The organism is Sulfurovum zhangzhouensis (assembly GCF_030347965.1).
In the GTDB taxonomy this organism is placed as follows: Bacteria; Campylobacterota; Campylobacteria; order Campylobacterales; family Sulfurovaceae; genus Sulfurovum; species Sulfurovum zhangzhouensis.
On record NZ_JAQIBD010000001.1, the window covers coordinates 778,118 to 795,570 of the forward strand.

The following is a 17,453-nucleotide window of genomic DNA, read 5'->3' on the forward strand; positions in this document are numbered from 1 at the left end:
TTACTTAGCACTCTCCTCCATACACTCAAGCTCTAAACGTACCTGATCTTCATACGTCTCACGCTTACGGATAAGTTTCACCTTATCACCTTGTATCGCGACCTCGGCCGGCTTTGGACGCGTATTGTAGTTACTTGACATTGTAAAGCCGTAAGCACCTGCTGAATGCACAGCGATCAGATCATTATGCTCTAATGCCGGAAGCGGTACATTCTTTCCGAAGAAGTCTCCACTCTCACATACTGGTCCTACAACATCTGCAGGTGTTTTTTCACCCTCTTTTGCCACAGCTTCGATCCTATGGTATGCATTATAAAGACTTGGACGGATCAAATCATTCATTGCTCCATCTACAATCACAAAGCGCTTATCTTCATTCACTTTTTCATAAAGTACTTTAGTAAGGAAAACACCGGCATTGGCTACCATATAACGTCCCGGCTCACACAAAATCGTCACATCAAGTCCTTTAGTAGCCTGAAAAATCGCATCTGTATAAGCTTGTGGTGATATTGTCTTTTCATCGTCATATACTACACCGATACCGCCACCTACATCAAAGAACTTGATATCGATATCAATCGCTTTAAGTGAACGTACCAAATCAGCTACGATACCGCATGCTTCTGCAATAGGCTCCAACTTAGTAAGCTGTGAACCGATATGGAAGTGGATACCTACCGGATTGAGGAACTCGGATTTTTTCGCGTAGATATACATACGCTTTGCCATTTCGATCTCAACACCGAACTTATTCTCATGTAGTCCTGTCGAAATATACGGATGGGTCTGCGGATCAATATTCGGATTCACACGGATGGAAATACGTGCTTCTTTACCAAGTGCTTTTGCCACCATCTCCACACGTTTCATCTCAGCCTCACTCTCAAGATTGATTAGAAGAATATCATACTCAAGTGCTGCCTTGATCTCATCATCACGTTTTCCTACACCTGAAAATATGATCTGGTATTTGCTGACACCTGCACTGAGTGCTCTTTTCACTTCCCCGATACTTACACAATCGGCACCTGCACCAAGCTTTGCAAGGTGTGCGATTACTGAAAGATTTGAGTTGGCTTTAACTGCGTAGTTTATCAGTGATTTTTTCCCTGCAAAGGCATCTTTGAGGCTATTATATCTCTCCTCGATATAGTCAAAATCATATACATAAAGCGGTGTACCGTACTGCTCAGCAATCTCTTTTATATCCATGCTCATTCCCATTTTCCTAACAATTGTCACTTACTTGTGACACTATTTTGAGGTGATTTTATCTAAAAATTGATTAGAAGCACCCTTATGCCCTCTAGACACCGTTTATGCGTGGCTTTTTGCCTCTTGATAGAGATAAATATAGATCGCATAAATGATTAACAAGAGGATCGGAACCAAAGTTGTAAGCTCGGGTAAGATCACACCGTTATACCCGATACTTCCTAAGCCGAACAGCACTCCCCATACAACTATCGTAGCCCCTAAGGAAAGTGCCAGTGTTGTTGAGAGATTTACCATTCTTGCGTGGAAAGGCATCTTAAAGAACAGAATTAAGAGCATGGCAATAGCAAAAAGAGGGGTCACAACCTTATCATATAATGTTGCACGAATTTTACTTGAATCAAGTTTCTGTGTTGAAAAAAGTCTCCATGTATGATACGCATCAATCACGTTTAATGCCTTTCCTTCATACAATGACTCCATGATTTTCGGTTTATACCCTTCAAGTGTTTCGATACTTTTTTTATATTCCAGTCGGTAACTCTGTAAGACATCATTGTCATAAAGATGTGTTTTGAGTCTTGCATCCTTTGCATCCCATCCTGAACCGTTATAAAGTGCATAAGGAGCCTTAATAGTATACTGTACTTGATTACCTTCAACTTTAAAGATCGTAATATCCTCTATCCGTTTGTTTAACGGATCAAGATTTTTTACATAGACAAATGCGTCGTTGTATTTAAAAAACAGATCTTTCACCTGATAATCATTATATTCATTTTTCAGCAGATGGGATGCCCTCTCTTTAGCATAAGAAAACTCTGTTGTATGTAAGAGCATAAAGATCATATAAACAATCAATGCAACCGTAAGAAAAGGAGTAAATAGTTTTCTATTACTAAAACCAAATGCATGAAGTACTACAATATTGCTATTTTTTACCAACATTACTTTTGTAATGATCACAGCAAATACAATGGCAAGGGGATAGAGCATTGTTACTGCTGCTTCCCATTGATAAAAAATATAATAAAGCTGATACGCACCGAGCTTTTCAAGTTTTGAAACTTGCTGGAAATAATCTATCACTGAAAAGACCAGTGACAGCCCAATGAGAATGACTAAAAGATTTTTGAGATAATGCTTTGCCAAATAACTGAAATAAAGAGGTGGCGAAAACAGATTCATCCCAAAAGTCCTTCAAGTGACTTCAAACTGAATTTTGATTTAACATCTGTCAATGTTTCTGTGGTTAATTTCATACATGCCTCAGCCGTATGGGAAATAAGTTTATCCAGATATTTCTCTTCCTCATTGGAAAAATCAGCTAGTACATAATCAGCCACCTGGGACTTATGAACAGGCTTATCTACCCCTACTCTCACTCTCAGATACTCTTTACCGATCAAGCTGTCAATGGACTTTAGCCCATTGTGTCCACCATGACCGCCCCCGTTCTTGAAACGCAATGCACCAAAGGGAAGATCAATATCATCATGGATCACAATAATATCTTCAATATCGATCTTATAAAACTGCTTTACAGCTAAAACACTTTTACCGGATAGATTCATAAAGGTCGTTGGTTTTAAAAAATAGTGATTGGAGTATTTAAAAAGTTCGCCTTGAAATGAGGCTTTGGAGACATCTCTGGCTCCAAGGTCACCGACCAGTTTGTCTATGACCTTGAAACCGATGTTATGCCGTGTATTTTCGTATTTTGATCCCGGATTTCCTAGACCAACAAAAAGTGCCACGACTATGCTTTCATAATATGCTTATTACTTAGCTTTGATTACACCACAGATTGCAACGTCTGGTCTTTCCATGATACGGCAGTTCGCTGGTGCTTCTACATCTCTGATAAGAATTGAATCATCTCTGTCAAGATCAGTTACATCAAAGTCAAAGTTCTTAGGCATATTTTCGATTGCACCTCTAACTCTAATTCTTCTTTTTGACATAACAAGTACACCTTTGTTCTTAAGACCTTTTGGTGTTCCGTGTGTGATAACAGGCACTAGGAAATCAGTTACTTGTCCTGGTACACCTACTCTAAGATCAACGTGAAGAATGTCACCTGTTACCGGGTGTAGTTGATACTCGTGGATAGCTACGTTAAGCTCTTTATCGCCAACCTTGATTGGAAGTGTAAATCCTTCTTTTGCTCTTACAGCTTTGATGAAATCACCTCTTTTAAATGCAGCATTGATGTTCTCTACACCATTTGCATAAATGTTAGCGATTAGATAACCATCTCTTCTAAGCTGTTTAGCGTTGCTTTTTCCGATACTCTCTCTAATGATACCTTCTAACATAGTTAGTCCTTACTTAATAAAAATATTTTCTACATCGAAATGTAAAATAGAAGCGGATTATATCCATTTTTTTTTAAATTGCGGTAAAAGTATATGCACTTTTGATCTTATAGCATTAAAATCGTGAAACTGTTCACGATTTCTTAACGTTACTCATCCTCTTTGAAGCCAAATACATCTTCAGAATTATTCATTCCCTCTTTTACAAGAGCACCTTTACCAACCCCTTGCATTTTCAACTTCAGGTCATTCGGGTTGGATGCATACTCCAGTGCTATCTCTTCAGTGATCTTATCTGCCCTGATCAGGTCAAGCAAGTGTTGGTCAAAGGTTTGTGTACCATAGATCTCTTTACCTTCAGCAAGTGCATCAGGTATCTCATAATCACGGTTCTCCATAATCAACTGTTCTATTCTGGCTGTCTTTCTAAGCACCTCTAGTCCTGCAACACGACCGCCTTTTTTCGTTGGTACGAGCCTTTGGGAGATTACTCCTTCAAGGACTGAAGCGAGTGAACCACGGATACGGTTCTGTTCTTCTTTAGCAAACATACCGACAATTCTGTCGATTGTTTCTTTGGCATCAAGTGTGTGCAGCGTTGAGAAAACCAGGTGACCCGTATTGGCTGCATGCAGTGCAATATCGATCGTCTCCAAGTCCCTCATCTCACCGACCAGGATAATATCAGGGTCTTCCCTAAGTGCTGCTCTTAGTGCATCGGAAAATGAGTGAGTATCTTGACCGATAGCACGTTGATTGATCAAACATCCTCTATCCTTATGAATAAACTCGATCGGATCTTCAACCGTAATAATGTGCTTATTGGTCTCACGATTGATCTTATCAATCATCGCTGCAAGTGTCGTTGATTTACCTGAACCTGTAACCCCTGTCACAAGGACCAGTCCACGCTGAGCCTGCGTAAATGTTTTAACAACCTCCGGTAATCCAAGCTCATCTAGCGAAAGAATTTTCACCGGAATGATACGGAAAACCGCTGAAAGCCCATCCATCTGATAGAAGAAATTCACCCTGAAACGATGATCTTCACCCAGTACATAGGTAAAGTCCAGGTTTTTATCAATCTTAAGCTTTTCATACTGCTCAGCGGTAGTAATCGCTCTTGCGATACCCTCAACTTCCTCGGCACTTAGTTCATCTTTGCCCATCAGTTTCAGCTTACCGTTCAAACGTACCCTTGTAATGGCACCTGATTTGATATGAAGGTCAGAACCTCCATTACTGATCATCGTTCTTAAAAAGAGTTTGAGTTTTTCTTCCATCTAGCCGCTCCTATCTTCCCCGAAATTATTTGATACTTTCCAGCATCTCTTCAAATGCTTCTTCAAATGCTACAAGACCTTCTGCAAGCAATTTACCATAAACCTCTTCCATATTGATACCTGCTTTTTCTACCGATTCAAAGTGTGCATCGATATGTGCCATATCCAGCGGTAGTTTTGCCGGAGTTGCACTCTCTTTGATGTAGTGTTCGATTGTAGCAAGTGGTGCGGTATTGACCGATCTTGAAGCAAAAAGTTCTCTGATATAATAATCTGCCGGAAGTGCGTCTCCCTTTACACCTGTACTTGCAAAGAGTGTTCTGATCTGAGGTACTTTGTGTGATTCGATCATCGCATAGATCTTCGCTGCGTTATAGTTCCCTACTTTTGCAGCATCTACACCTGCTTCTTCCAGTTTGCTATCAAGCATTCTGTCGAAACGACTGACAAATACAGAGATCACGGCATTCACTTTTGTCTCACTTGCCGCAATCCCCTCTTTCATTGCTTCTACACATTTCATTGCCTGTTCAGGAGAGAAGATCAGTGTAGCATTGACTGAGATCCCATGACTCAGAAGTGACTTCATTGCTTCATATCCTGCCTCTGTAGCAGGTACTTTTACCATTACATTTGGCTCACCGATCGTTTCAAAAAGCCTTTTACCCTCTTCTACCGTTCCAGTAGTATCATTCGAAAGGAAAGGATCAACCTCGATAGAGATATATCCATCATTTCCCTCCTCATAGTTTGTTCTGAGTGCCTGAGCTGCAGTTTTGATATCCTGCATTGCCAACGCTTCATATTTTTCTTTAGCACTCTTTCCCGCCAATGATTCCAGTTGTTCTTTATATGCAGGTGAAGAGGTGATCGCTGAAGCAAAGATCGCAGGGTTGCTTGTCGCCCCGTTAATGATCCCTTTTTCTATCATGGATGAAAATTCATTTTCCAAAAAATCTCTCTCGATAAAATCAAGCCACAACGAAAACCCTAACTCTCTATCTACCATTTAACTCTATCCTTATTCTTGATTGTATTTTTCGTACGTCCATTCGAAATCATGCCAACTCCCCAGATCACTAGGCTTTTGAAGTGCATCTGCAAGGTCATCAAGGAATATATCCCTCTCTACTACCTCTGCACCCAAACCTATCATATGATCTGTCGGCATCTGACAGTCTATAAAATCATAGCCTTTTGCACCTAAAACATCGCTAAGGGCCTTGAATGCCACTTTTGATGCATCCTTTACCAATGAGAACATAGACTCCCCGAAAAAGGCTTTCCCCATTGCAATTCCGTAAAGCCCGCCTACAAGTAACCCGTCCTTATAGACTTCGACACTATGTGCAAATCCTTCTTCATGCAATCGTATAAATGCTTCTATCATTTCCGGTACGATCCATGAACCTTGCTGACCTTCTCTTGGTACATGAGCACAATAGCGTATCACCTTTTCAAAATTATGATCAAACTTTACAGTGAACTTTCCTGATCGCAATACCCTGTGGAAAGACTTTCTTACATAAAATTTGTCAGGATAAAGCAGTAGCCTTGGATTTGGTGACCACCAAAGGATGGGATCACCGGGACTATACCATGGAAAGATTCCTTTACGGTAAGCTGTTAGAAGTGTATGCGAAGAGAGATCCCCTCCATAAGCCAGCAATCCTTCATCGGAGGCAAACTTTGGATTAGGGAAATGGGTCGCCCGAAGAGGCGGTACAAAGTAGTCTTCGTCAAATATCGATGACAATCACCGCTCCTCATACTCAAACTGTAATTGACCTTCACTAAAGTCTACTTTAACTTTACCGCCTTTTTTAAGCTTGCCAAAGAGTATTTCATCCGTTAGTGCTTCTTTGATCTTTTGATCGATCACACGAGAGATGTGTCTTGCACCATAGCGCTCATCATATCCTTCTTCTGCCAAGTACTCTTTTGCATTTTTCGTAAGTTTCACTTTCACTTTTTTTGTTTTCAAAAGATCATTGAGTCTCTCTATTTCAATATCTACGATCTTCGTAAGTGTCTCTAGACTAAGCGGCTTAAATTCGACGGTCCCGCTCAAACGGTTTCTAAACTCAGGAGAGAAAAATGCAGCCAACGCCTTGTCGGTTTTCATCGTGGTATCTTTGGTAAAGCCCATCACGTTAGGCTCTTTGGTACCGATATTTGATGTCATGATAAGGATCACGTTTTTAAAGTCACTGACAACTCCATTGTTATCGGTCAGCTTTGCACCATCCATCACTTGAAGCAGGATATTCATAATATCAGGGTGAGCCTTTTCAATCTCATCAAGCAAAAGAACCGTATGAGGATGTTTCTTGATCATTTCGGTCAAAAGTCCTCCCTGTTCATATCCTACATATCCCGGAGGTGCACCGACCAATCTACTGATAGTATGGGCTTCCATGTACTCACTCATATCCAGCCGTTCAAAGTGTACATGCATTGTCTCGGCAAGTTGTGTCGCCAGTGCAGTTTTACCTACACCGGTCGGTCCTACAAAAAGGAATGACCCTATCGGTCTGTTAGGTGCATTAAGTCCTGCATAAGAGCGTTTGATTGCACGGCTGACCGCCTCGATAGCCTCATCTTGACCGATGATCTTCTCCTTGAGATCAGATTCAAGCGTTTGAAGTTTTCGGGTATCATCTGTGCCGACCACAGTTGAAGGAAGTTTCAAGCTTTTTGCTACACTCTCTTCGATATCCTTAGGCTTCACTTTGACATTTTCAAGCCCTTGAAGCATAAAATGTGCCCCAACCTCATCGATGATATCCATTGCCTTATCCGGAAGAAATCTGTCATGCAGATACTTCACGGAAAGATCAATCGCTGAACGCAATGCAGCATCAGAAAAACTGATCTTGTGATAATCTTCATACTTGTGTTGTACACCCTTCAAGATCGTAAAGGTATCTTCGATACTCGGCTCTTCTACATCTATCTTGGCAAATCTACGGCTAAGTGCTTTATCTTTATCGAAGAAGTTTCTATACTCAGCATAGGTTGTTGCACCGATACATTTGAGGTCACCTCTGGCAAGTGCAGGTTTAAGCAGGTTACTGGCATCCATACTTCCACCGCTTGTTGCACCTGCTCCTACCATTGTATGTATCTCATCGACAAAAAGGATCGCATTCTTCTCTTCAGTCAGTTCAGCGATGATTCCTTTCAGACGTTTTTCAAAATCACCTCTGTACTTCGTACCCGAAACCAGTGCTCCCATATCCAGCGCATAAACCTTGGCATCTTTGATCACATCAGGCACTTCACCCTCACTGATCTTAAGTGCCAATCCTTCAGCGATCGCAGTTTTACCGACGCCAGGTTCTCCAACAAGCAGCGGGTTGTTCTTCTTACGGCGACAGAGTGTCTGCATCACTCTGTCTATCTCTTGCTCACGCCCGATGACAGGATCGATCTTACCGCTTTTAGCAAACTCTACAAGTTCTGTAGTAAATTCGCTAAGAAGTGTATCATCCTCTTTTGTTTGAACTTGTTTGGTTTTATTTTCTGGTTCCCTGTGAGAGATCACTTCCAGCACATCTACGCGTACAATATCCTGTTTTTTCATCAGATAGACTGCATAAGAGTGTTCCTGCATAAAAATAGCAGCGATCATGTCTCCCACACTTGCTTCACTTCGGCCTGATGAGTGAATATGTGTCATCATATCGTTAATGGTCCTTGAAAGCGCTACAGTCTCAAACGGCTCTACCTGCTGGTCAAGTTTGGGAATCGTTTTATTGATGTGCTCCAATATCCCTTTTTCAAGGATATTCGGATCTGCCATTAAAGCAGAGAAAATATCTTTACCCTCTTCACTTCTAACAATCGCCAAAAAGACATGTTCTACCGTAAGATACTCATGTCTATTTTCTTTGGCATAGCCAACTGCATGTTTAAATACATCATTCAATGCCATACTTATCATGATTAACTATCCTCTTCTATTGTGGCTAATAGCGGAAACTCATTTTGTTTCGCTTTCTGTTTAACCTGCTCGGCCTTGGTCTGAGCGATCTCAAAGCTATATACGCCGCAAATACCGATACCCTTCTCGTGGATTTCTATCATGATTTTCTCTGCTTCTATAGCATTTTTGTGAAAGATACTCATCAATACGTCTACGACAAAATCCATGCTCGTATAGTCATCGTTGTGCAGTAATACTTTGAACATCCTGGGCTCTTCAAGCTCCAAGCTGGTCTCTATCTCTTCTTCTATCTTTGGCATAGTATGTTAAAATTCCTAATCAATTAATCTATATCACCGTCATCCTGAGCTGGTTCAGGGTCTCTCATAGTTACGAAAGTCCTTAGATATTATACGGTATTTCGTCAAGTATGGAATGACGTTTATAGCTTAATTATTATACACAAAAACTTAGGAAATGCAAATGCGCTCACTCTTCATCACCGCTACAGGCACCAATGTAGGAAAAACCCACACCACACTCAAACTCATAGAAGCATATGCAAAAATTGGTCTAAAGGTGGGGGCATTCAAGCCTATCGAAACAGGTGTAGAGGATGAACCCGTGGATGCCAAAGCTCTACTAGAAGCCTGCCAAGAAGTGAATCCGGATTTTACAGACCTTGCTCCTACAGATATCTGTGCTTATACCTTTTCTTTGCCGGCTGCACCATTTTGTGCCGATACCAAACAGGAGATCAAACTGGAAAAGATCTTTAAAAAATATCATGAACTCTCAAAACGTTGCGATATTTTACTTGTTGAAGGAGCAGGCGGGCTGATGGTGCCTATCACTCAAACTTATAAGATGATAGACCTTGCCAAAGAACTAAATGCACCTGTACTGCTTGTGACGCCAAGCCGTCTGGGATGTATCAATGATACGCTGCTCTCACTTGAAGCACTGAAGTCAAGAGATATCGACTTTGACTGGTGTGTGAATCTATACGAAGACAAAGAGAGTTTTGCCAAAGTGACACAGCCTTACTATGATGCGGTGTTTCCTAAGTGGTGGAGTACAGAAAAAAATATTGTACAGTTTGTAAATCAAATGATCTAAAACAATAAATAAAAACGCATTTTTACCACCCCTTTGCTATAATACCAAATTAAAACAAAGGACGTTTATGCAACACCTCGTAGATACCTATGACCTCACAGACCAACAAATACAAAACCTTCTACGGGATGCAAAAAACTTCAAATATCAAAAACCTATCCAGCTCCTTAGAGACAAACTTCTCATCACACTTTTTTTTGAAAACTCAACAAGAACAAGAAGTTCATTTGAAGTTGCTGCCAAAAGACTGGGTGCAGCGGTGGTACACCTTGATCCATCACGTTCATCGACCAAAAAAGGTGAGACACTGGAAGACACCTTTGCCAATCTCTGTGCTATGGAGCCGGACGGGGTGATCATCCGCCACTCTGAAAATGAGAGACCAAGAGAGCTTGCAGATATGGAGATGAGCCCTGTGATCAACGCAGGGGCAGGGAACTATGCACACCCGACACAGGCACTTCTTGATCTTTTTACTATGATGGAGCATTTTGATGGTGAGATCGAAGGCAAAACAGTTGCAATCGTAGGGGATATCATCAGTTCACGTGTAGCAAGTTCGGGTATACGCCTTTTGACACGTATGGGAATGAATGTTGTATTGGTTGCGCCAAAACCGTTCATGCCTGAAAGTGACCTTCCTCAGTATGAGAAACTGGATGACGTAATGGACAAAGCAGATGTGATCATGAGCCTGCGTGCACAGCTGGAACGTCATGCGACACCCATCTTTGAGAACTATGATGAGTATGCAAAGCACTACTGTATCACCAAAGAGCGTATGGGAGATAGAAACATCCTCCTCCTTCACCCGGGACCGGTCATGAGGAACATCGATATCAGCGATGAGATGCTAAAAGACCCACGCTGTAAAGTGTTAGAGCAGGTAAAAAACGGTGTCTATGTACGTATGGCTGTACTAAAACTGCTTTTGCTGGATGCATAAAATTATTTAAATAAAATAATGTCACGGTGAGCGCCCTTATAAGCAGTGCGATTTGCACTCAAGTGCAAAATCGTACGTTGCGTTTCGAGAGCCGTGACGCTTTTTTGCCTACTTTTTTCTAAAAAAAGTAGAGATATAATAGAGGGCAACTCAAAAATGTGGCTAGACACAAAAAACGGTTTTCAACATATCAATGAACTAGCCAAAAATAAAACACCCTTTCTGTGCATTATTTCCTACGACAAAACAAAAATCTTTGCACAACCGCTTAAAACACTGGACGAAAACATTTACTACAAACTTGAAGATTGGCGAAACTATCCCGTACAAGAACGTACAAAAGACTTCACCTTTTTCAAAAAACCTATAGACTTTGCAACGTACAAACTAACTCTTGACAAGATACTCGAAGAGATACGCTCAGGCAATACCTACCTGCTTAATCTCACATTCAAAACACCTATAGAAACCAACCTTAGTCTCAAAGAGGTATTTACCTATGCTAAAGCAAAGTTCAAGCTCTATTTCAAAGATCAATTTATCTGTTTTTCTCCAGAACGTTTTGTAGAGATAGAGGGAAATACTATCGCAACCTATCCGATGAAAGGTACGATCGATGCTAACCTTCCAAATGCAGAAGAGACAATCCTCTCAGATCAAAAAGAGATGGCCGAACATGTGATGATCGTTGATCTTATGCGTAATGATCTAGGTATCATAGGAGAAAATGTACAAGTTGAAAAATTCCGTTATACCGATAAGATCAAGGCTGGAGAAAAAGAATTGCTGCAAGTGAGCTCCAAGATCACTGCCAAACTTTCCAATCATTGGAGGGAACACCTGGGAACATTGCTGGAGCAGATACTGCCTGCTGGTTCTATCTCAGGTACACCCAAAAGAAGTACAGTAAATATCATTGACTGTGTGGAGGATTATGAACGTGGATTTTATACGGGCATATTCGGGGTATTTGACGGTGAGAGCTTCCGCTCAAGCGTTATGATACGTTTCATCGACAAAGAAGGTGGTCAGCTCTTTTATAAAAGTGGAGGAGGTATCACGATAGACTCAGATGCCAAAAGTGAATATGAAGAATTGATCGACAAGATCTACCTTCCATTTTGATCCTTATAATCGTACCGAATGAATCGTATCCGGTGATTAGCCCTCTTTCCTAAAAAACTCTGCTGGAAAACTTACTGCTTGCGGATGGAAAAGTTTTGCTTCGATCTTCTCTTCTCCTGAAAGTCGCTGTAGTTGATAGGGTACATAGATATAACGGCTAGGGATTGCTTTGTGTAGTTGCGAACGCTCTTCCAGATGTATCCTGATACTGCTCTCTATCCCATCTTCAACCAGCTGTTCCGGCATTGAAGCATTGGTAAGCAGTACGATAATGTCAGCTGTTTGTCTCATCTGAACATGTGCCGTTATCTCATCATGCAGCTGCATATAAGATACTTGCATATCCTCTATATCGTTGTCCATTCTTCGTATCGAACCGTTCTGGTCAAGTATCATTGCAAATGGCCTGAAGATATGTTTTTCTTCAAGCATCTCTTTGGCTTCGTATATGGACTTTTCAAGCATCATCATCGCACGTTCATCATCATTCATATTTGATTCTCCTTACTTTTTTAGTGTTACATTCAATATCGGACAGTTCAATATATCATAGACTGTTCTTACATCTCTCACTTCTGTGTTTCCAATGATAATGCATATCCTCATTAAACCTGGAGTAATACACTTCTCCGGAATTCCTCCATGCATCAATCACAATTCCATTGTTTTGTATACATTTCTCACTGATACAGTTTTTTGCAACCACAACCAGTGCATTATGCTCACTCCAATACTCTCCTATATTAGCCCCGACAAGATGAAAATCAAAACTTTCATACCGTTGGGATTTCAGATATAAATAGAGTGCATCTGAAAAATGATAGCAAAGCCCCTTTTCCCTTATGCCTACATTGACAAGAAAGTTGTGAAACTGAGGCGGTGAAACCAATTCAAATGCCTCAGTCAGTTCATAACTTTTATGATAGATATCCCATGCCAGATAATCAGCTTCCTGTACAGAGATATTTTCACCCAGACCTTGTAACTTTTGACTCAAATGCTTGATATTTGACGGTTTAGGCGAAGACGACCTGACACTACAGCCGACTAAATAAAGAGTTATCAGAATAAGACTAAAGTACCGAAGCATTTGATCCCTGAAGATAAAATAGACTGCTAAGTAATGTAATCACCATGACTATACTATAGAACCACAACCATCGAGGGTTATATGAAAGCATCATTCCACCAATAAATCCTACCATAAGACCACCGATATGGGCACTCATATCAATGGCAGGGATAGATAGACCGAGAAATATATTGAGTGCAATGATCACACCGAAGTTCTTCATAAAAACCTTGGTTTGTGCACCTATCCTCTCACGATGGATCAGAAAAAATCCAGCCAATGCACCAAACACACCAAATATCGCACCTGAAGCACCTATGCCTACACTTTGTGGATGTATAGCAAGTGATGTAACTGCACCAATCAATCCGGAAAAAAAATAGATCGCTAAATAAGCGCGCTTGTCAAAATATATCTCAGCCGGACGCCCAACGATATAAAGTGAAAACATGTTCATCAAAATATGTGTCATACCGCCATGCAAAAACATTGCTGTAAACAGACGCCACCACTCATCATAAAGAAAAATAAGCGGTCCATAGAGTGCGCCGAATGTGACAAGCACCCTGGTATCCATCTCCATCAGGTCTGCACTAAAAAGTGCAGTAATGACATAAACAAGAAGATTTAGAAGTATAAGTGTATAAGTAACTTTAAATGACGGCAATGCTCTGCGCACTTAGCTGATCGCCTCTGCGAAGATCACACCATCAATAAATGATCTGGCAATTTTTGTGATAGATTTTTCTTCATGGATAAGCACCAATACGCGTGTATCAAATAGATATTCCTGAGCAATAGGCTGGATCATCATAGCATCATCCTCTTCACAGATGATATAACTTGCTCCAAGTGCATTTGCAAAGATCGCTTCTCTTAGTTTATTGACAGGGACTGCATACGCGATATCATTTTTCTGACAATACTTTGCAAGATTGTGTGCATCAACCAAAGGCTCCAACACCACTACACTTTTCGGATCACTCTTTTTGATATCATCTTCTGAAAAGACTTTGCAAAACTTTGGGCTCTCTATCCACGGATGTCCTATAACTATCATATGATTCTTCCTCCTTTTATTTGATTGACCATGCTAACGCTGTATTCCCTGCAGTGGGAAGCATATAGCAACAGTGCTACTTTTTGTTGGCACACTCTTGTGAACAGTAATATTTTCCATTGATGATGATACTCTCTTTGAGTGTAACAAATGTATTACACGTCTCACACTCGACAAGTGTATCTTCATCTATCTTTTTCTGTTCAGGGTCTTTCCTCCCGATTGAAGGAAGTTTACCACCCAAAAACTTATAGATTAGCAGTGCAAGCAATGCAAAAATAATGATTTTTAAGATCACTGATCAGCCTTGATATATAAATAATTTCTTTGATTTTTTTGTACTATATCATAACTTAACTGATGTTGTACAGCCTCTACCTCATCAAAAACACGGCTCCCTTTGTAAAAGAGATAAGAGGTATGAGCATCGCTGATATGCTTCGTTAACTCTAACAAAAATTTTGTATCGGTCACGGCACGTGAGCTGATCATCTCAAAAGGCTCATGTTTGACCTGCTCTACTCTTTTGCCTTCCACCTTGACATTATCAAGTCCTAAATCAATACAAGCATACTTTAAAAATGAGACTCTTTTCTTTAATGGTTCTGCTAACACTATCTCTGTTTGAGGCAAAGCAATACCCAGTATAAGACCCGGGAATCCGGCTCCGGTTCCAACATCAAGCAGTGATTTTGGTATTTTAATAAAAGTCAAAGGGTAGAGAGAATCTATGATGTTTTCATAGATCTTGGCAATCGTTTTTGCACCCGTGAGGTTATGGATCTGGTTCCACTCATGCAATAGCTCACTGAAGGACTCCAACTTCTGTATAGTCGCCTCATCCAGTTTGATCGACTCATTTTTTAAATAATCGGCTAACTTCAAACTACTTTCACCTCTACTAGACCACTCTTCTGTAGTTTTTCTACAAAAGTGAAAAGATCGCTTTTAAGCACTTCCTCTTCTACGTCATATTGCGCCATAAGTGTTTCAAGTACATCTTTTAGGTTCTTTTTTTCTTCAATAGCTTTCCAAAAATCCATTCCTACACTATCAAGCCCGAAATAGTTCTCAGAATTCATATCAAGCAGTACCATCTCTCCGTCTACTTCCTGGGCAAATACGGTATCTGCGAATACTATTTGTTGGTTGAGATTCATCATTTTTCTTTTTGATAAAATTATAACATGTATTTGTTTTTTTCTTTTAGATATAATCAATACTCTATAAACGTGTATGATTGGATTTAAATGAGCGGCTTTATCACTATTTATCACACCAATGGAGAACCCGTCGACAAACAACTGATTCATTCTCTCACCCAAACATTAAAATTTCGTGGTCCAGATCAACAAAACGTTTGGATTGATGACAATATTGGTATGGGACATGCTCTATTTAAGACTACTTTTGAAGCAGAGTATGAAAACCAACCTGCCACCATCGATAATAAAGTGTGGATCACTTGCAGTGCCAGAATTGATGACAGAGAAAACCTTGTCAATAAAATGGGGATGAAACATTCGTTAGACTTGTCTAGCACACCTGACAGTGAACTTATCTTACATGCCTACAAAAAATGGGGAGAAGAGTGTCTTGATCACTTATTAGGTGATTTCGCCTTTGTGATCTGGGACAAGACACAGCAAAAGCTTTTCTGCGCCAGAGATCATTTAGGTACACGTCAATTACATTATGCCTATATAAATAATAAAATTATTATATCCAATAGCCTGAATACTATTCGTCAGCATCCGGATATTTCAAAAGAGTTAAATGATAAAGCTATTGCCGGATTTTTATTGACCGGTGATTATACATTAATTGATAAAACTATCTCCGTGTATAAAGACATATCTACTTTAGCCCCAACTCATAAATTGACATACAAAAATAAACATATTCATATCAAAGCTTATTGGGGTATTCCTGATAATCTACCCTTACTGAGATATAAGAATGATAATGATTATATAGAGCATTTTTTAGAAATATTCAAAGAATCGGTGAACGATAGGATAAGAACGTCAAAGATTAGTATTCTTATGAGTGGAGGTATGGACTCTACAGCGATAGCAGCTATCGCAAAAAATTCTAATTCGAATGTGAAAATACAAGCTGTAACATCCATTTATGAGACCATGGTGAACGATGATGAAAAATATTACGCCGATTTAGTTTCAAAACATTTGGATATTCCAATTCATTTTCACCTGGCTGATGATTATCAATTATTTGATAAAGGCATTACAACTACCCGGCCTCTTGAAATACTGACACCTATCCAAAGAAACGATATTCAGCGTATCCTTGCATCATATAGCCGAGCTTATTTGACCGGAGATGCGGGAGATTGTCTTTTAGAATATACCCCATTTAACTCAACATCAAAAAGACCCGTTAATTTATTTCACTTCATACTCCAAATATATAAGGTCACAAAGTTTTTTCATATGCTTCCCAAAGGCAGCGGTATAAAAAGTGTATTCAATCCTTATCAAAAAAAGAAAGAACAAACATATAAACCAAATCTGCTGGTACCTTATCCTAGTTGGTTGAGTAGTGAGTTTGAACAAACATTCAATGTTCATCATATGTGGCAAAATTTTCAGCAGTGGACTCCAAGCTCTTCACACAGAGCACAGATGCAGTTAACACGATTTAACTGGAACAGTGACGATGTATTATTGAACCCTGATTTTACTTTATCTGAAGAGAGAGATCCCTATCGTGACATACGTTTAATAAAGTATCTGTTTTCCCTACCCTCGTTCCCTTGGTTCTATAAGAAATATATCCTGAGAAACAGTATGTCAGATTTTTTACCTGATGAAGTGATAAAAAGGCCTAAAACACCTTTACCTAATGTAGTAGAAAAGCTGATCCAGATCACTCCCACTCAACATTTAAATGGCTGGGAACCCCATACGCAACTGAGCCGTTATATTGACTTAAAAAAGTTACCGACTGTCGAAAAAACAACTGCTACACCAAGTCACAGAATAGTAAATTTCCGTCCACGCTTACTGAATGAATGGCTCTCACAAATAGAAATGCTGTAAAATGGTAATATTTTGACTGACGTTAGTTAGCTAGCAGCAGGAGTTAAGCTGTAGCGTGGATTTTGCGTTGATCCATTATCAGTGACTGTAGTAATTGTGTTCTGATTTTTAGTATTGTTATGAATAGTACCAATTATTTTCAATTGGGGTTGTCTATAACTCTTTTTCTCAAATTCTTTAATTTGTTTCATTTTTACTATATCCTTCAATATAGCAACCCGGCTATCTTCCCCTTTGTAAGACCCGTGGCTTTCCGTCCTATTCTCACGAATAGTTTGGCAATTTCATTTATATTGTACTATACTAAACTATTTATTAAATA

At 39.9% G+C, this 17,453-nt stretch carries 21 protein-coding genes and 1 riboswitch; of the genes, 4 read left to right on the forward strand and 17 right to left on the reverse strand.

Features of this window, described 5'->3' with window-relative positions:
* From lysA to PGH07_RS04075, 9 genes are all read right to left on the reverse strand, one after another.
* Complete coding sequence (gene lysA, locus PGH07_RS04035; protein WP_289412719.1) at positions 1-1,221, reverse strand: diaminopimelate decarboxylase; 1,221 nt, start codon at positions 1,219-1,221, stop codon at positions 1-3.
* 99 nt (positions 1,222-1,320) lie between these two features.
* Entirely contained in the window at positions 1,321-2,406 is a 1,086-nt protein-coding gene (locus PGH07_RS04040) for an LptF/LptG family permease (RefSeq protein ID WP_289412722.1), read from the reverse strand.
* Positions 2,403-2,975, reverse strand: coding sequence for an aminoacyl-tRNA hydrolase (gene pth, locus PGH07_RS04045; RefSeq protein WP_289412724.1), 573 nt, complete (start codon positions 2,973-2,975; stop codon positions 2,403-2,405). Before pth ends, PGH07_RS04040 begins: the two co-directional genes overlap by 4 nt.
* A gap of 24 nt (positions 2,976-2,999) precedes the next feature.
* Positions 3,000-3,536 (reverse strand): 50S ribosomal protein L25/general stress protein Ctc, encoded by a 537-nt coding sequence (locus tag PGH07_RS04050; RefSeq protein ID WP_289412725.1) that lies wholly within the window; start codon positions 3,534-3,536, stop codon positions 3,000-3,002.
* Positions 3,537-3,685: 149 nt separating this feature from the next.
* A complete protein-coding gene (locus PGH07_RS04055) occupies positions 3,686-4,819 on the reverse strand; it encodes a type IV pilus twitching motility protein PilT (protein ID WP_289412727.1) in 1,134 nt (377 codons plus the stop codon).
* Between the two features lie 25 nt (positions 4,820-4,844).
* The gene (locus PGH07_RS04060) at positions 4,845-5,828 is read right to left on the reverse strand and encodes a transaldolase (protein WP_289412728.1); all 984 of its coding nucleotides are present in this window, start codon (positions 5,826-5,828) and stop codon (positions 4,845-4,847) included.
* 12 nt (positions 5,829-5,840) lie between these two features.
* Positions 5,841-6,575 (reverse strand): leucyl/phenylalanyl-tRNA--protein transferase, encoded by a 735-nt coding sequence (aat, locus tag PGH07_RS04065; protein ID WP_289412730.1) that lies wholly within the window; start codon positions 6,573-6,575, stop codon positions 5,841-5,843.
* Entirely contained in the window at positions 6,576-8,765 is a 2,190-nt protein-coding gene (gene clpA / locus PGH07_RS04070; RefSeq protein WP_289412734.1) for an ATP-dependent Clp protease ATP-binding subunit ClpA, read from the reverse strand. It lies immediately after the preceding gene.
* A gap of 2 nt (positions 8,766-8,767) precedes the next feature.
* Complete coding sequence (locus tag PGH07_RS04075) at positions 8,768-9,067, reverse strand: ATP-dependent Clp protease adaptor ClpS (RefSeq protein WP_289412735.1); 300 nt, start codon at positions 9,065-9,067, stop codon at positions 8,768-8,770.
* 163 nt (positions 9,068-9,230) lie between these two features.
* Here PGH07_RS04075 and bioD point away from each other — a divergent pair, with 163 nt between their 5' ends.
* The 3 genes from bioD (at position 9,231) to PGH07_RS04090 (ending at position 11,937) form a co-directional block, all read left to right on the forward strand.
* Positions 9,231-9,866: a dethiobiotin synthase gene (gene bioD / locus PGH07_RS04080; RefSeq protein ID WP_289412736.1), complete on the forward strand. Its 636-nt coding sequence runs from the start codon at positions 9,231-9,233 to the stop codon at positions 9,864-9,866.
* Between the two features lie 67 nt (positions 9,867-9,933).
* On the forward strand, positions 9,934-10,812 hold the full coding sequence (locus tag PGH07_RS04085) for an aspartate carbamoyltransferase catalytic subunit (RefSeq protein ID WP_289412737.1): 879 nt from the start codon (positions 9,934-9,936) through the stop codon (positions 10,810-10,812).
* A 156-nt stretch (positions 10,813-10,968) separates the two neighbouring features.
* Positions 10,969-11,937 carry an aminodeoxychorismate synthase component I gene (locus PGH07_RS04090; RefSeq protein WP_289412738.1) on the forward strand — a complete coding sequence of 323 codons (969 nt, stop codon included), beginning with the start codon at positions 10,969-10,971 and terminating at the stop codon, positions 11,935-11,937.
* A 36-nt stretch (positions 11,938-11,973) separates the two neighbouring features.
* Here the strand turns inward: PGH07_RS04090 and PGH07_RS04095 are convergent, their stop codons facing one another.
* The 7 genes from PGH07_RS04095 to PGH07_RS04125 form a co-directional block, all read right to left on the reverse strand.
* Positions 11,974-12,429: a hypothetical protein gene (locus PGH07_RS04095; RefSeq protein ID WP_289412740.1), complete on the reverse strand. Its 456-nt coding sequence runs from the start codon at positions 12,427-12,429 to the stop codon at positions 11,974-11,976.
* A gap of 55 nt (positions 12,430-12,484) precedes the next feature.
* Positions 12,485-12,934 carry a hypothetical protein gene (locus PGH07_RS04100; protein ID WP_289412742.1) on the reverse strand — a complete coding sequence of 150 codons (450 nt, stop codon included), beginning with the start codon at positions 12,932-12,934 and terminating at the stop codon, positions 12,485-12,487.
* A 76-nt stretch (positions 12,935-13,010) separates the two neighbouring features.
* Positions 13,011-13,688: a rhomboid family intramembrane serine protease gene (locus tag PGH07_RS04105; RefSeq protein WP_289412744.1), complete on the reverse strand. Its 678-nt coding sequence runs from the start codon at positions 13,686-13,688 to the stop codon at positions 13,011-13,013.
* On the reverse strand, positions 13,689-14,069 hold the full coding sequence (locus tag PGH07_RS04110) for a hypothetical protein (protein ID WP_289412746.1): 381 nt from the start codon (positions 14,067-14,069) through the stop codon (positions 13,689-13,691).
* Positions 14,070-14,145: 76 nt separating this feature from the next.
* Positions 14,146-14,367 carry a PP0621 family protein gene (locus tag PGH07_RS04115; protein ID WP_289412748.1) on the reverse strand — a complete coding sequence of 74 codons (222 nt, stop codon included), beginning with the start codon at positions 14,365-14,367 and terminating at the stop codon, positions 14,146-14,148.
* The gene (gene rsmG / locus PGH07_RS04120) at positions 14,364-14,954 is read right to left on the reverse strand and encodes a 16S rRNA (guanine(527)-N(7))-methyltransferase RsmG (protein ID WP_289412750.1); all 591 of its coding nucleotides are present in this window, start codon (positions 14,952-14,954) and stop codon (positions 14,364-14,366) included. Before rsmG ends, PGH07_RS04115 begins: the two co-directional genes overlap by 4 nt.
* Positions 14,951-15,229 (reverse strand): PqqD family protein, encoded by a 279-nt coding sequence (locus PGH07_RS04125; protein WP_289412751.1) that lies wholly within the window; start codon positions 15,227-15,229, stop codon positions 14,951-14,953. The genes rsmG and PGH07_RS04125 overlap by 4 nt, the downstream gene beginning before the upstream one ends.
* A 90-nt stretch (positions 15,230-15,319) precedes the next feature.
* Here PGH07_RS04125 and PGH07_RS04130 point away from each other — a divergent pair, with 90 nt between their 5' ends.
* The gene (locus PGH07_RS04130) at positions 15,320-17,131 is read left to right on the forward strand and encodes an asparagine synthase-related protein (protein WP_289412753.1); all 1,812 of its coding nucleotides are present in this window, start codon (positions 15,320-15,322) and stop codon (positions 17,129-17,131) included.
* A 26-nt stretch (positions 17,132-17,157) separates the two neighbouring features.
* On the opposite strand, the gene PGH07_RS04135 is transcribed toward PGH07_RS04130, so the two are convergent.
* Positions 17,158-17,322 carry a hypothetical protein gene (locus PGH07_RS04135; RefSeq protein WP_289412754.1) on the reverse strand — a complete coding sequence of 55 codons (165 nt, stop codon included), beginning with the start codon at positions 17,320-17,322 and terminating at the stop codon, positions 17,158-17,160.
* A gap of 18 nt (positions 17,323-17,340) precedes the next feature.
* Positions 17,341-17,421, reverse strand: a riboswitch (cyclic di-GMP riboswitch).
* Positions 17,422-17,453 lie beyond the last annotated feature (32 nt).

Coding starts and splice junctions, on each gene's coding strand:
- lysA (WP_289412719.1), bottom strand. CDS start 1,221: ATGAGCATGGATATAAAAGAGATTGCTGAGCAGTACGGTACACCGCTT.
- PGH07_RS04040 (WP_289412722.1), bottom strand. CDS start 2,406: ATGAATCTGTTTTCGCCACCTCTTTATTTCAGTTATTTGGCAAAGCAT.
- PGH07_RS04050 (WP_289412725.1), bottom strand. CDS start 3,536: ATGTTAGAAGGTATCATTAGAGAGAGTATCGGAAAAAGCAACGCTAAA.
- PGH07_RS04055 (WP_289412727.1), bottom strand. CDS start 4,819: ATGGAAGAAAAACTCAAACTCTTTTTAAGAACGATGATCAGTAATGGA.
- PGH07_RS04060 (WP_289412728.1), bottom strand. CDS start 5,828: ATGGTAGATAGAGAGTTAGGGTTTTCGTTGTGGCTTGATTTTATCGAG.
- clpA (WP_289412734.1), bottom strand. CDS start 8,765: ATGATAAGTATGGCATTGAATGATGTATTTAAACATGCAGTTGGCTAT.
- PGH07_RS04075 (WP_289412735.1), bottom strand. CDS start 9,067: ATGCCAAAGATAGAAGAAGAGATAGAGACCAGCTTGGAGCTTGAAGAG.
- bioD (WP_289412736.1), top strand. CDS start 9,231: ATGCGCTCACTCTTCATCACCGCTACAGGCACCAATGTAGGAAAAACC.
- PGH07_RS04085 (WP_289412737.1), top strand. CDS start 9,934: ATGCAACACCTCGTAGATACCTATGACCTCACAGACCAACAAATACAA.
- PGH07_RS04090 (WP_289412738.1), top strand. CDS start 10,969: ATGTGGCTAGACACAAAAAACGGTTTTCAACATATCAATGAACTAGCC.
- PGH07_RS04095 (WP_289412740.1), bottom strand. CDS start 12,429: ATGAATGATGATGAACGTGCGATGATGATGCTTGAAAAGTCCATATAC.
- PGH07_RS04110 (WP_289412746.1), bottom strand. CDS start 14,069: ATGATAGTTATAGGACATCCGTGGATAGAGAGCCCAAAGTTTTGCAAA.
- PGH07_RS04125 (WP_289412751.1), bottom strand. CDS start 15,229: ATGAATCTCAACCAACAAATAGTATTCGCAGATACCGTATTTGCCCAG.
- PGH07_RS04130 (WP_289412753.1), top strand. CDS start 15,320: ATGAGCGGCTTTATCACTATTTATCACACCAATGGAGAACCCGTCGAC.
- PGH07_RS04135 (WP_289412754.1), bottom strand. CDS start 17,322: ATGAAACAAATTAAAGAATTTGAGAAAAAGAGTTATAGACAACCCCAA.